General features: G+C 65.9%; 13 protein-coding genes and 1 pseudogene. 4 read left to right on the top strand and 10 right to left on the bottom strand.

The window, feature by feature from the left end:
* Positions 1 to 18: 18 nt before the first annotated feature.
* On the bottom strand, positions 19 to 1,182 hold the full coding sequence (locus ACFYVR_RS18875) for an acyl-CoA dehydrogenase family protein (protein ID WP_387475901.1): 1,164 nt from the start codon (positions 1,180 to 1,182) through the stop codon (positions 19 to 21).
* 112 nt (positions 1,183 to 1,294) lie between these two features.
* Here ACFYVR_RS18875 and ACFYVR_RS18870 point away from each other — a divergent pair, with 112 nt between their 5' ends.
* Positions 1,295 to 2,383, top strand: a complete 1,089-nt coding sequence (locus tag ACFYVR_RS18870; protein ID WP_387475899.1) for a CaiB/BaiF CoA transferase family protein — start codon at positions 1,295 to 1,297, stop codon at positions 2,381 to 2,383.
* Positions 2,384 to 2,459: 76 nt separating this feature from the next.
* On the opposite strand, the gene ACFYVR_RS18865 is transcribed toward ACFYVR_RS18870, so the two are convergent.
* The 4 genes from ACFYVR_RS18865 to ACFYVR_RS18850 all read right to left on the bottom strand — a co-directional run bounded on the left by ACFYVR_RS18865 (position 2,460) and on the right by ACFYVR_RS18850 (position 6,761).
* The gene (locus ACFYVR_RS18865; protein WP_387475896.1) at positions 2,460 to 3,611 is read right to left on the bottom strand and encodes a thiolase family protein; all 1,152 of its coding nucleotides are present in this window, start codon (positions 3,609 to 3,611) and stop codon (positions 2,460 to 2,462) included.
* Positions 3,612 to 3,995: 384 nt separating this feature from the next.
* Positions 3,996 to 4,781 (bottom strand): hypothetical protein, encoded by a 786-nt coding sequence (locus tag ACFYVR_RS18860; protein ID WP_387475893.1) that lies wholly within the window; start codon positions 4,779 to 4,781, stop codon positions 3,996 to 3,998.
* Positions 4,782 to 4,917: 136 nt separating this feature from the next.
* The gene (locus tag ACFYVR_RS18855; protein WP_387475891.1) at positions 4,918 to 5,583 is read right to left on the bottom strand and encodes a response regulator; all 666 of its coding nucleotides are present in this window, start codon (positions 5,581 to 5,583) and stop codon (positions 4,918 to 4,920) included.
* Entirely contained in the window at positions 5,580 to 6,761 is a 1,182-nt protein-coding gene (locus tag ACFYVR_RS18850; protein ID WP_387475888.1) for a sensor histidine kinase, read from the bottom strand. The genes ACFYVR_RS18855 and ACFYVR_RS18850 overlap by 4 nt, the downstream gene beginning before the upstream one ends.
* Before the next feature lie 167 nt (positions 6,762 to 6,928).
* Here ACFYVR_RS18850 and ACFYVR_RS18845 point away from each other — a divergent pair, with 167 nt between their 5' ends.
* Positions 6,929 to 7,495 (top strand): hypothetical protein, encoded by a 567-nt coding sequence (locus ACFYVR_RS18845; protein WP_387475885.1) that lies wholly within the window; start codon positions 6,929 to 6,931, stop codon positions 7,493 to 7,495.
* Between the two features lie 512 nt (positions 7,496 to 8,007).
* Here the strand turns inward: ACFYVR_RS18845 and ACFYVR_RS18840 are convergent.
* Positions 8,008 to 8,433, bottom strand: a complete 426-nt coding sequence (locus ACFYVR_RS18840) for a CBS domain-containing protein (RefSeq protein WP_387475882.1) — start codon at positions 8,431 to 8,433, stop codon at positions 8,008 to 8,010.
* Between the two features lie 913 nt (positions 8,434 to 9,346).
* Here ACFYVR_RS18840 and ACFYVR_RS18835 point away from each other — a divergent pair.
* A pseudogene (locus tag ACFYVR_RS18835) lies at positions 9,347 to 9,487 on the top strand (IS481 family transposase); the annotation flags it as partial.
* A 201-nt stretch (positions 9,488 to 9,688) separates the two neighbouring features.
* Positions 9,689 to 10,789, top strand: a complete 1,101-nt coding sequence (locus ACFYVR_RS18830) for a lipase family protein (RefSeq protein WP_387475880.1) — start codon at positions 9,689 to 9,691, stop codon at positions 10,787 to 10,789.
* Between the two features lie 156 nt (positions 10,790 to 10,945).
* Here ACFYVR_RS18830 and ACFYVR_RS18825 read toward each other — a convergent pair whose 3' ends face one another.
* The 4 genes from ACFYVR_RS18825 to ACFYVR_RS18810 all read right to left on the bottom strand — a co-directional run bounded on the left by ACFYVR_RS18825 (position 10,946) and on the right by ACFYVR_RS18810 (position 11,806).
* Positions 10,946 to 11,068, bottom strand: a complete 123-nt coding sequence (locus ACFYVR_RS18825) for a hypothetical protein (protein WP_387475878.1) — start codon at positions 11,066 to 11,068, stop codon at positions 10,946 to 10,948.
* A 49-nt stretch (positions 11,069 to 11,117) separates the two neighbouring features.
* The gene (locus tag ACFYVR_RS18820) at positions 11,118 to 11,303 is read right to left on the bottom strand and encodes a DUF3349 domain-containing protein (RefSeq protein ID WP_387475876.1); all 186 of its coding nucleotides are present in this window, start codon (positions 11,301 to 11,303) and stop codon (positions 11,118 to 11,120) included.
* A 144-nt stretch (positions 11,304 to 11,447) separates the two neighbouring features.
* Positions 11,448 to 11,657 (bottom strand): hypothetical protein, encoded by a 210-nt coding sequence (locus ACFYVR_RS18815; protein ID WP_387475873.1) that lies wholly within the window; start codon positions 11,655 to 11,657, stop codon positions 11,448 to 11,450.
* Entirely contained in the window at positions 11,654 to 11,806 is a 153-nt protein-coding gene (locus ACFYVR_RS18810) for a hypothetical protein (RefSeq protein ID WP_387475870.1), read from the bottom strand. Before ACFYVR_RS18810 ends, ACFYVR_RS18815 begins: the two co-directional genes overlap by 4 nt.
* Positions 11,807 to 11,827 lie beyond the last annotated feature (21 nt).

Here is an 11,827-nt window from a genome sequence, read left to right as displayed (position 1 = left end):
CTGCAGGGGTGTGGTCGGCTACTGGGAGGGGTATCGTCCGGCGATCTCGCGGCCGATGATCTCCTTCATGATCTCGGTCGTTCCGCCGACGATCGTCTGCACGCGCGCGTCCGCGTAGGCCCGCGAGATCGGGTACTCGTCCATGTACCCGTATCCGCCGTGCAACTGCAGGCATCCGTTGACGATCCGGTTCTGCAGCTCGGTGGCCCACCACTTGGCCTTCGCGCCCTGCGTGACGTCGAACGTGCCGTCGTTGTAGGCGAGAATCGACTGCTCCAGGAACGTCCGGGTGACATCGATCTCGGTCGACATCTCGGCCAGTCGGAACCGGGTGTTCTGGAAGTCGATGATGCGTTCGCCGAACGCCTTCCGCTCGCTCGTGTACCGGATGGTCCACTCCAGGGCAGCCTCGGCGGCGCACAGTGCACGCCATGCGATCGAGAGCCGTTCGAGTGGAAGCTGCGCGGTGAGGTGGTGGAATCCGCGCCCTTCCTCGCCCACCAGGTTGGACACCGGAACACGGACGTTGTTGAAGGCGATCTCGGCGGTGTCCTGCGAATGCAGACCGAGCTTGCGGAGTTTGCGTCCGCGGGAGAAGCCGTCGGTGGAGGTCGGGACGAGGATCAGGGAAAGGCGGGGACGTCCCTCGCGCTCGCCGGTGCGCGCGGCGGCGAGCACGACGTCCGAGGAGAACCCGCTCGTGATGAAGGTCTTGGCGCCGTTGATGACCCACTCGTCCCCGTCGCGCACCGCGGTGGTCTTCATGCCGCGCAGGTCGCTGCCCGCCGCCGGCTCGGACATGGCGATGGACGCGACGATCGTTCCCTCGGCCATGCCGGGCAGCCACTCGCGCTGCTGCTCCGCCGTACCGAATGTCGTCAGGTACGAGGCGACGATGTCCTCGTTGATCGAGAAGCCGGAAGCCAGGGATGCTGCGCCGACCGCGGCGAGCTCCTCCTGGACGACACACCGGAACCGGTAGTCCTTCATTCCGCCGCCGCCGAGCTCCTCGGCGATCCGGATGCCCAGGACGCCGTGCGCACCGGCGGACTTCCAGACCTCTCGGCCGGTGGCGCGGTCCTCTTCCCAGCGGTCCAGGTTCGGGGTGACTTCACGCTTGACGAACTCCCGGACCACTTCGCGGTAGCGCTCGTGATCCTCGTCGTAAAATGATTGAGGCACTTGGATTCTCCTACATCAGTGTGCTCCGGGCTCATCGCTGGCCCGCTTGTCTACTTGGGTAAACCTGCGGTTCAATCTACCGACAGGAAAATTGATTCCAAGGGATGAAACTATGAAATATCCTGCACCACTTGCGGGTTTGCGGGTCGTCGAGTTCCTCGGCCTGGGTCCCGCGCCCTTCGGTTGCATGATGCTTGCGGACCTCGGTGCGGAGGTTCTGACGCTGCGTCGGCCGGGATCGGAACTGCCCGCGCTGGTGCGCAATCGGTCCACGCTGGAGGTCGATCTCAAAAACGAGGATTCGATTCGTCAGGTGCGTGAGGCGATCGCGTCCGCCGACGTTCTGGTCGAGGGGTTCCGTCCCGGAGTGATGGAGCGTCTCGGGTTGGGACCCGCCGAGATGTCGGCCGTCAACGAACGCCTGGTGTACGCCCGGATGACCGGTTGGGGACAGTCCGGGCCGTTGGCGTCGACCGCCGGCCACGACATCAACTACATCGCGTTGTCGGGTGCGCTGCACTCCGCGACGCGGCGCGGCGGTACCCCGATGCCGCCCGCCAACCTCCTCGGCGATTTCGGTGGCGGCGCCATGTATCTGGTCACTGCCGTGCTCGCGGCGGTGTACGAACGTGACCGCACCGGGCTGGGGAGCGTGCTCGACATCGGAATCCTCGATGGCACGACGTACCTGACGTCGATGCTTCACGAGTACCGCTCCACCGGACGGTGGTCCGACGAACCCGGAACGAACAGGCTCGACACCGGTGCTCCCTACTACGACGTGTACCCCTGTGCCGACGGGAAATTCGTTGCCATCGGCGCGCTCGAGGATCCGTTCTTCGCCGTCCTGCTCGAGGTTCTCGGGCTCGAGCCGGAACTGGCGAACGGCAGGCACGACCCGTCCTCGTGGCCGGCGCTGCGAGAGCGTATCGCTGCTGCGGTGCTGCTGCGGACCCGCGACGAGTGGGCCGAGCTGGCCGAGCCCACCGATGCGTGCCTGACTCCCGTCCTCGGCTTGGACGAGGCCGCGAGCCACCCACAGGTTCGCGACCGGGAGATCCTCGTGGAGGACGGCCGAGGCGGATGGACGCCGCGCGTCCCGCTCGGATACCGCGAGAGCGGACCGTCCGCGCAGGACCTGCTCCGCTCGTGGACCTCGGATTCCCGGGTTCCGGTCACACCGGACGCCGCCGGGCGTTAAAGCTGCACGAGATCCCGCCCTGCCGGTCCGTGAACCGGGCACGGCAGGGCGGATCACGAGCGCTGGTCCGACGAGATCACTCGACGAGTTCGTAAATCGTGGCATTGGCAGTTCCGCCACCCTCGCAAATGGTCTGCAGCCCGTACTTGATTCCCTGCTCGCGCATGTGGTGAACGAGTCGGGTCGTCAGGATCGCGCCGGATGCGCCGAGCGGGTGTCCCACCGCGATGGCGCCGCCCAGCGGGTTGACGCGTTCGGGATCGGCCCCGAGCTCGATCTGCCACGCCAGCGGAACGGGCGCGAACGCCTCGTTGATCTCGATGGCACCGATGTCGTCGATGGTGAGACCGGCTCGTGCGAGGACCTTCTGGGTCGCCGGAATCGGGGCGGTGAGCATCAGGATCGGATCGGCACCGACCACCGAACCCGCGTACAGGCGGACGATGGGTGTCAGGCCCAGCTCTGCCGCCTTCTCCGGCGTCGTGATCATCACGGCGGAGGCGCCGTCGGAGATCTGCGAGGCGTTGCCCGCGTGGATCACACCGTCCTCACGGAACGACGGCTTCAGCTTGGCCAGGCTCTCCGGGGAGGTGCCCCTGCGCAGGCCCTCGTCGACGTCGAGTTTCGCCTCGCCGATGGCCACCGGAACCAGCTGCGAGTCGAAGGCCCCGCGATCGATCGCATCGGCTGCGAGCTGATGAGACCGGGAGGCGAACTCGTCGAGGGCGTGCCGCGACAGGCCCCACTTCTCGGCTATCAGTTCTGCGCCCGTGCCCTGGTCGAGATGATCGGTCTCGTACCGGTCGAGGACGGTCTGACCGTAGGGGAACCCGCTGGCGCGGGTCGCGCCCAGCGGAACCCGGGACATCATCTCGACGCCGCCCGCGATCGCGATGTCGTAGGCGCCGGACATGACGGCGTGCGCGGCGGACTCGATGGCCTGCTGCCCCGACCCGCAGGCCCGGTTGATGGTGACGGCGGGGACACTTTCCGGCCATCCGGCGGCCAGGGTTGCGAACCGTGCGACGTTGCTGGACTGGTCGCCGAGCTGCGTGACGCATCCCCACATGACGTCGTCGATCGATCCGGGGTCGACGCCGGTCCGCGTGACCAGTTCGTTCAGGACCAATGCCGACAGGTCGACGGGGTGGACGGAACTCAGCGAGCCGTTCCGCTTACCGATCGGGGTACGCACCGCCTCGACGATGACGGCTTCTCTGATTCGCATGCTTCGCTCCTGGGATGCGGCGACCACGTATCTAACGATCTGGACCCTAGCAGGCGAGGCGGTGTACGTCACTCATGCCGTGAAGCCGATGAAGTGAAGTCTCCGCCTCGTGGGCAAAATTGCGCATACCCACCTGGTCGTTCCAGGAAGTCTGCTGCTCGTGGAGGGGCGCCGGGGAGCGTGCGGTGTGTACTTCGAGGAGCGGATTCCAATTGGACGGCGGCTCTGATGAGAACTGAAAGTAGTTAACTAAGTGTCCCTCGTCGGTCTCGATCGAGGACATAGTGGGTGCGGTGGCGCCGGCGACTGGGTTGGGGAACGGGCTCCGATGTTTCCGGTGCCCAGCTCCTTCGGGGCGGTGATGGTTGTGAAGTCGACCTCGGCTCAGTGCACTCTACTTGTATGAGCAGGATCACATTCAGCCGTAGGTGTCTCAACGGTGCCGGTGTCGACCGTGCTCACGGAGGAGTTGCACTGTCCAGCGCGCATGACCATGCGGCCGCCTATGGCCGCGGCCAGCGACCCGAGCAGCACACCGCACAGACCGTTGTATCGAGTCGGATCGGCTTCTTCGAGCGGTGTCAGTGAAAGCAGGGCCGTCTGAGTCAGGACGAGAAGGATCAGCGCGGCGGCAAGGCTGGTCAGCTTCACGGCTTCCTGGACGACGTCCGCGCTGCGTCGAGCCGACACGTATCCGTACAGGGAGAATCCGAGTTCGAAGAACGCTACCGTGGCAATCGCGAGCGCTACAGAGTGCTCGTAAGCGTCGGCCCGCTCCGTACGCAGGAGCATCGGAACGCAGGCGACGACGTACAGGACGGAGCACCCGAGCACCGTCCACCCGGCGGCGCGGTACGCGCCCGCTTCAGCGTTCGGATGCGCCCCGGGGTTGCGTGACGCACCGCCGCCTCGTCGGTGGGCGATGACTGCGACGGTCTTCACGCCTGCAAGTGCCAGCGTGAACAGCACGTTCGCGAGGAGGAACGCAGACGGAGCAAGGACGAACACCGAGGCCTTCCACGCGGCAAGCGCCAGGTGGCCAGGGACCGCCGCCGCCGTGACAAAGGCGGTCCGCCGCCTCCTGTCGGTCAGCGCGCTGCGGCAGCGGTGCCACCTCCGGGCGCCGGGCGTACCCGCCGCCCGTGCAGCGAACTCGAGTGGCGTCGGCATGGGGGTTCCTCTGCTCGGGTGATGCCCGCGTCACGGGCCCGATGGCTTCACCGGCAAGTTCAGCCTCACAGAGCCATGCGATTCTCGAATCGTCTCGATGGATCCGCCGTCGTACTGCGTACGCAGTAGCTCTCGCTCAGCGTGTTCCTCGGATACCTGCTCGGACTGCGAGCGAGACGAGTTGAGCACGATCGCGGGCACCGACCTTGACCATCGCGCGATTGGCATGTGTCTTCACCGTGTACGGCGAGATGAACATGATGCGTCCGATCTCGGCGTTGCTCAGGCCGTCGGCGATCTGCTCGACGATTTCGAGTTCGCGGGGAGTCAACTCTGAGAATCGCTCCGCGACCTCGGGGTCCGCCGGCTCGATTGGCGGAGACGTCACGTGGCCGACCACGGCCTCGATGGCGTTCTGGGACAGGACGCGTCCGCCCTGTGCGGTGCGTCGGATGCCGTCGGTGAGTTCGGCCGGCCCGGCGCCTTTGCCGAGGAAGCCGTCCGCGCCGGCTCGGAGTGCTGCGAGTACGTTCTCGTCCTGATCGAAAGTGGTCAGGACGAGTATCCGGGGTCGAGGACCATCGTGCTCAGTGCGGATGCGCCGAGTCGTCTCGACTCCGTCGATTCCGGGCATGTTCAGGTCGAGGAGCACGACATCGACATCGACCCGGCGGAGTTGCATCAGCGCGCTCATGCCGTCGGCGGCTTCGGCGACCACATCCATGTCGGGATGTGCGTCGACGATGACCTTCAGACCTGTCCGGATCATCTCCTGATCGTCGACGAGCATGACCGTGATCACAGTTCAACCTTTCCTCGGGCGGGGAGCACTGCTGTGGTTCGGAAGAGCGGCGGATCGGCGTGGATTTCGAGTCGGCCTCCGACGGAGGCTGCGCGTTCCCGCATTCCGACGAGTCCGTTTCCGATCCGTCCTGGTGCGTCGGTTCGAGCGGTGTACAAGTTGGCGACCTCGACCGTCACCGTCCCGTCGCCGCTCTGCTCGACTTTCACGGACACCGCGCCGCTCCCGTGGCGTTGTGCGTTCGTCAGTGACTCCTGGACGATGCGGTAGGCGGCCACGCTGACCCGCGGACTCACGGCCTTCTCGAAATCGTCGACCTGCGCTTCGACATTCATACCCGCCGTGCGATACGAATCGATCATTCCGCGAATCAGTTCGTGCCCGGGGGTGGGCTCGAGCTGCTCACCGCGGTCGCCGACGCGCAGAATTCGCAGTATCTCCTGCACTTCGGTCAATACGGACTGCACGGCATCACGAGCACTGTGGAGATCATCGCGCACGGCCGAAGGGTCTGTCTCCAAGTGGACCTCCGCAACCCCGAGTCTCATGTTGACGACCGCGATCTGGTGTCCGACGCTGTCGTGCAGATCACGGGCAATACGTAAGCGTTCCTGTGCGATTCCGCGCTCGACGGACGCAATCCGGGTTGTCTCCGCCACACGCATGCGCTGCTCCACTTCGCTGCGGTAACGCCAGTTGTCCCGCACCGCGCTCCCCGCTGCTGCGGCGGCGAGGGCCGCGAAGGCCGCGATCGATGCGCTCGCGTCGACGCTCACGTCGACTGTCCCCGCATGTAGGCCCACAGCAGCGAAGTTCGCCGCGGCGAGGGTGCCGCCCGCAACGAGTGCCCGCATACCGTGCAGGGTGAACAGGAGTGCGGCGAAGCACGCCATCGACCAAACCGCCGTCGGTTCCCGATCTCCGAGAGCGGTAACGAGCGGGCCCGTGGCCACCAGCACCAAGCCTCCGTACGGCTGCCAGCGACCCACGATCGTGCCGGCCACCACGAGAAGGACGCCTACGAGTCCGATCCACGCTTCCTCGCGGATCGCGGAAACGATGTCCACGACCGCCGCAATCGCGATGACAGCCGACACCGCATAGGTGATCACTGATGGAGCGAGTTTCCACAATGGTGGCAGCGTCCGGCCCTTCTGTGGCGTGGTGGTGTCGTTCACTCGCTCATCGTCCCATTCGGATACGACGGTGGGGTACTGCAAACGCAGTAGTCAGGGGAGTGCGTGTGGACGATTCGCGATCGTCGCCGCGACGCCACTATCGATGGTGTACCGAATCGACGAACACACCGAATGTCGTCGCCGTCGTTGAAATGAATGGAGAGATCGTGACCGTCTCGACCCCTGAGCCCGCAGCGACACTCAATACCTTCGTCGCCTACGACTACGCCACAGAGCACGTTCCCCACGCGGTTGAGTCGATTTACCGTGACACCTATGAGGGATTCGGGTGGAAGACCGAGTCTGTGGAGTCGCCTCGGGCGATTCGTCCGCTGCCCCTGCTTCCCGCGATCCGACCTGACCGCGTGACCTTGAAGTTCAAGCGAGACCAGCGAATCGGGAACAGCCCGATGGTGCAGGAGATGCAGAAGAAGGCCGATGACTCACTCGCTGCGATCGGTCGGATGGAGCGGCAGAAGAACCTGGCACCTCGGATCGTATCCGCAGCACTCGGAGTGATCGGTGCCGTCTTCCTCGCCCTCTCGATGTTCCTCGGCCCGGCCGGAGGGCTCGCAATCGCGGTCGGCGCAGTCGGTCTTGCCACCTGGATCGGCGGCTGCGCCGCATACTTTGGGGTCAAAGCGCATCGCCGGTCCGTACTCGCGCCCAGGATTCAGCATGAGAAGGACATCATTCGCAGTGTCGGCGAACAGGCCACACGAATGATGACGTAGCACCGTCGCTGCACCAACAGCCATGGGCGTTCGAGCGTAGTCCGCTGTCACGTGCACCGATCGCATGTGACATTCCCGGGACGAGGAGGTGGTGCCAGCGTGAGGCCGCCGACTCGCCGAGCGCCGGCTGCTGTTGGAACCAGGCCGTGTTTCGAATGTGCGCGGCGCGAACCCACTGGCTGATCGCGGCGATTCGAACGGTGGCGGTGTAGCGGACAGTGAGTCCGTCGTATCTCGTTGCCACCGTGGGGTTCTGCTTGATCAGATTGATGCCGCACCCGACAGCGTGCCGCTGCTTGTAGTGCTCGAGATCGAACATCGGAGGTCGTCCACCGGGGAACCTCTACGTTTGCGGTTGGCTGCAGACCACGATCTCCTACAGGAATTGAACAAGTTGATACGAGGTGATGGCCGCGTTTCACGGCGCCGCGCAGAAGCTCGTCCCGAGCATGTAGCCCGGGCAACGGCTACGCACCGATGCCCGGGCCGCCCCGGTTGTCGCCGGCGTGAGGTTACGGCGTGCCGCTCGCGCAGATCGCCTCGACGAACCGCCCGACCGCCTCCTCGGGAAGATGGGACGCCAGATCGGCTTCGCTGATCATGCCGACCAACCGATGCTCTTCGAGCACCGGGAGACGGCGGATCCTGTGCTCCTCCATCACGCTGAGCACCTGGTCCACGTCGGCGTCGGCGTCGACGACAAACGGCTTGCCTTGCGCCAGTTCGCCGGCGGTCATCGTTTTCGCGTCCAGGCCTTCGGCAAGGCACTTGAGCACGATGTCGCGGTCGGTGATGATGCCGTGCAGACGATCGTCCTCACCACAGATCGGTAACGCGCCGACATCGAGTTCGCGCATCCGTTTCGCCGCGGATTCGAGGGTGTCACGCTCGCCGATGCAGGTGGCGTCGCGGTGCATGATTTCTCGGGCAGTGGTCATCATGCCCTCCTTGGTCGAATAGGAAGATGAGCAATTCTCATTGTCCGTCCGGCGTCAGGGGATCAGGAAGAGGAACGTGGCCTCGGGACGAGCGCGCACCGCGGGTATCGACGGCATCGACCCCCGAACCGACCCGGCGCGAGACCGCGTTGGACACGCAATGAGACGGCATGGACGCCGCAAGCGGGATGTGCGGCGCCACCGGTGCCGATGCCGGGAGTGAGACCGAAGCCGGCCGAGGGGCCGGGCGCGGGGAGGTGTTCGGCAACCTCGTCCGCTGGGACGCATCGGGCTGCGAGTGGCTCAGGTCGTGGTTGGTCGCACCGCCCCGGCGTGGCCTGTTTTCCTGGGGTTGGTCCCGGAAGCGTCGACTGGCTTCGGCCACTGCGCTCGCCGGACGTGGTGGTCGGTGCTCGACGTTTCGAGGGAGCCGTACAGTGGGTTGCGAGCCACGTGGGTTTCAACCCCGGCGACCTCAGTACGCCAGACGACCGCTTTCGGTGATCGAGCCTTTCGGCCGTGTACAGGACGTCTTCGACAAGGCTGTGGAAGTCTCGTGCGGGCTTGTAATCGGCCAAGTTCCGGCTGCTGCCATATATGCCGGACGACAAGTGAGGACCACTTTTGATCAAGACGACTGATCTGGACGGACCACTGTTCTCCGACCTGCGGGCCGAGCGTGCCCGCGGGAACGACATGCCCGCAGGAGCATTCGTCGGCGGGCGTGCTGCCGAACCCACTCCCGGGAAGAGGACCAGCGAGGAAATCCACCGCGCTCTTTTCAGCGCGCAATAGCAGTTGCGGGTCATGACGTTGTAGACACCGGCCAGGATCTGGGCCGAAGGAGCGGAGGGGTCTTCGGCGGCAGGATGAGAAGTGCCACCAACTCGTCCGCCGACAGAAAGACCCGTCCGTGACCCACGGTAATGCGCCGCTGTCCGTTGAAGGACGCAGACTCGTCCAGCGATGCCAGCACCGCCCGATCGCCCACATCGCCGCCGAAATAGGCATATCCCGAGCCTGCGCCAGCAAATGGGTGAACCGGGACCGCCAGTCGCCAACTGGCGTTCTTCGCCGCCCACGGTATCGCCCGGTTCACCCGGGTGGTCACCGACAACGGCGCCTGCTGCCGCTCAGCGGTGTTCGCTCGCGCCCCCACCGGCACACGACACCAGTTGATCCGGCCCTACATCCATCCACTCGTCTCACGAGCGATCCCGAATCAGTTCTGCCTGCCATCGGGTAGCGTCGCGTCATGTTGATCGAGAGGTCGATTGCACGATCGTTGTCCGCCTACCGGCCGGCGAAGCCGACCTCGTCGACCACCTTCCCGGTGTACCACGATCTCGGTGCGACCCTTGCCGGGGTCGAGCAGCAACCGGACCCGACCGTGGCCCACACCCTTGCAGTCGCAGCCGGTTACGCCTACTCGGACGCCGAGACGGTGGCGATGATGCTCGCGCGGATGGGCCTGGTCGACAATCACTGCCTGCGGGTGGAGATGTCCGTGGACGCGATGTTCATCAGGTCCACCGCGTACCTGATCCAAAGCAGCGACGGCAGTGTCGTGATCCTGGCCTACCGCGGCACCGAACCGACGAACGTGGTCAACTGGTTGACCGACGCCGACGTGCACCCCGACAAGATCGCCTTCCCATTTCCGAAGACCGAGGGCGCGGACGCAGTCGAGGCCGGGACGTATGCCGTCCATGCCGGGTTCTACCGCAACGTGCGCGCGACCCGGTTCGCGGTGGTCGCGGCGCTGCAGCGGGCGCTCCAGGGGCGCTCGGTTCTCGACGACGACGAGGAAACACCGTTGAAGCCGATGCCGGGTCCGATGACCACGCTCTACCTCACCGGTCACAGCCTCGGCGGTGCGATGGCCGCGCTGATGGCCGTGATGCTGTCGGTCGAGAAGGGGTACATCGAACCCTTCGAGCCGGTATTCAAGGGCGCCTACACCTTCGGCGCACCGATGGTGGGCTCGCCGGAGTTCGCGGCGGCCTGCGCCGCGCACGACTTCCTCGACCGGAACGTGCTCCGCTACGTCTACCGGAAGGACCTCGTGCCGCACCTCCCGCCGAGCGACTCCGACCACTTCGAGCACTTCGGACGCGAGTACCGCTACGGCGACGCGTGGCGGGACACCTCCGACGACCCGATCACGCAGATGGGCGATCTTCTCGGTCTCGTCGAGGCCCCGTTGGGGTTCGTGGCGAGCAAGTTCCGGCTGCTGCGCGGCCTGCCGTTCCGGTTCTCGCTGAACGACCACGGCCCGCAGCACTACATCGCGGCCCTGACCCCGCGCGGGACACCCAACGAGTTCGGCGACGCCCATCTGATCCCGGCGACGTGATCTCGTCACGTACTCGCCGGCGCGGCGTTCCGATGTTTCGTGACGCCGAAGGCCGAGATTGCCCGTTGTGCTCGGGTTCGGTGGCAGGTGGTCCACGGCCGGGGCCGTGGTGCGTCGTTGCAATCGCGAGGATGTCGTCGCGATCGAGGCGGATCGTCACGCCAGCCGCTCGTTCAGCTCGGCCGACTTCGTGAAGATGTCCGCCAGGAGCCGACCTCGCATCTTCTTCCTGCTGCTCGCGGCCTCGACCACCGCGTGATGGGCGAAGGTCTTCGACAACCCTCGCTGCGATGCAGCCGACGGATCTCTGCCCAATCCTCCACTGATATCACCCTCCCGGCATTGGAGAGGGGTCAGTTCCCGTCGTTACGGGGTCATTCTCAGCCCGTCGTCGACACTTGTCGATCGGCGACGGGAGCTGGTCGACAAGGGTGTCGGTGACGGTGCGGGCCTCGTCGTCGGTCAGCCGACTGCGCAGCAGCGCGATCAGCGGAATGTAGTCCTGCTCGGGCACACCGCCTCGATACCCGGCGCGGAGTCAGCCGAGAACCGAGGTGAGAATCGGTGGAACGCTCTCGGGGGACCCCGTCCTCACGGTGCGGCGTCGCGAACGGTGAGGGTGAGCGAGGCGGCCCGCCCGTCGATGTCGGCGGAATGGTCACCCGCCCGTCGTCCTCGCCGCCGGTTCTGCCGGCGGTGAGGACGCGTGGTGTTCCTGTCCGTGCGGGCGCATGATGTGTTCGCCGAGGCGGATCGGCCTGCGGCGGGGGCCGCGCCGGTCGCGGCGGCGGAGGGTCGCCTGGGCCGCCGCCGTGCCTGCGATCCCGGCGGTCAGGACCAGCAGCAGCTGTGCGACGTTGGTGTTCACGCGGACCTGCTCTCGCGGGTTCGGCGCGGGGCGGGTGCGGGACGGTCCGCGTACATGGCCTCGATGCGGGCCTTGATCTCCTCGGTTCTCATCGAGCCGCCGTGCGTCGTGGTGCGGCGGGGGAGTGCTGGGGTCGCCGATGCGGTCATGGGTGGGTGTCCTGTCGCTGG

Source organism: Rhodococcus sp. NPDC003318 (assembly GCF_042879035.1).
Taxonomy (GTDB): Bacteria; Actinomycetota; Actinomycetes; order Mycobacteriales; family Mycobacteriaceae; genus Rhodococcus_G.
This window is presented reverse-complemented; position numbering and strand designations above follow the sequence as displayed.

Coding starts and splice junctions, on each gene's coding strand:
- ACFYVR_RS18860 (WP_387475893.1), bottom strand. CDS start 4,781: ATGCCGACGCCACTCGAGTTCGCTGCACGGGCGGCGGGTACGCCCGGC.
- ACFYVR_RS18810 (WP_387475870.1), bottom strand. CDS start 11,806: ATGACCGCATCGGCGACCCCAGCACTCCCCCGCCGCACCACGACGCAC.
- ACFYVR_RS18865 (WP_387475896.1), bottom strand. CDS start 3,611: ATGCGAATCAGAGAAGCCGTCATCGTCGAGGCGGTGCGTACCCCGATC.
- ACFYVR_RS18830 (WP_387475880.1), top strand. CDS start 9,689: ATGTTGATCGAGAGGTCGATTGCACGATCGTTGTCCGCCTACCGGCCG.
- ACFYVR_RS18840 (WP_387475882.1), bottom strand. CDS start 8,433: ATGACCACTGCCCGAGAAATCATGCACCGCGACGCCACCTGCATCGGC.
- ACFYVR_RS18870 (WP_387475899.1), top strand. CDS start 1,295: ATGAAATATCCTGCACCACTTGCGGGTTTGCGGGTCGTCGAGTTCCTC.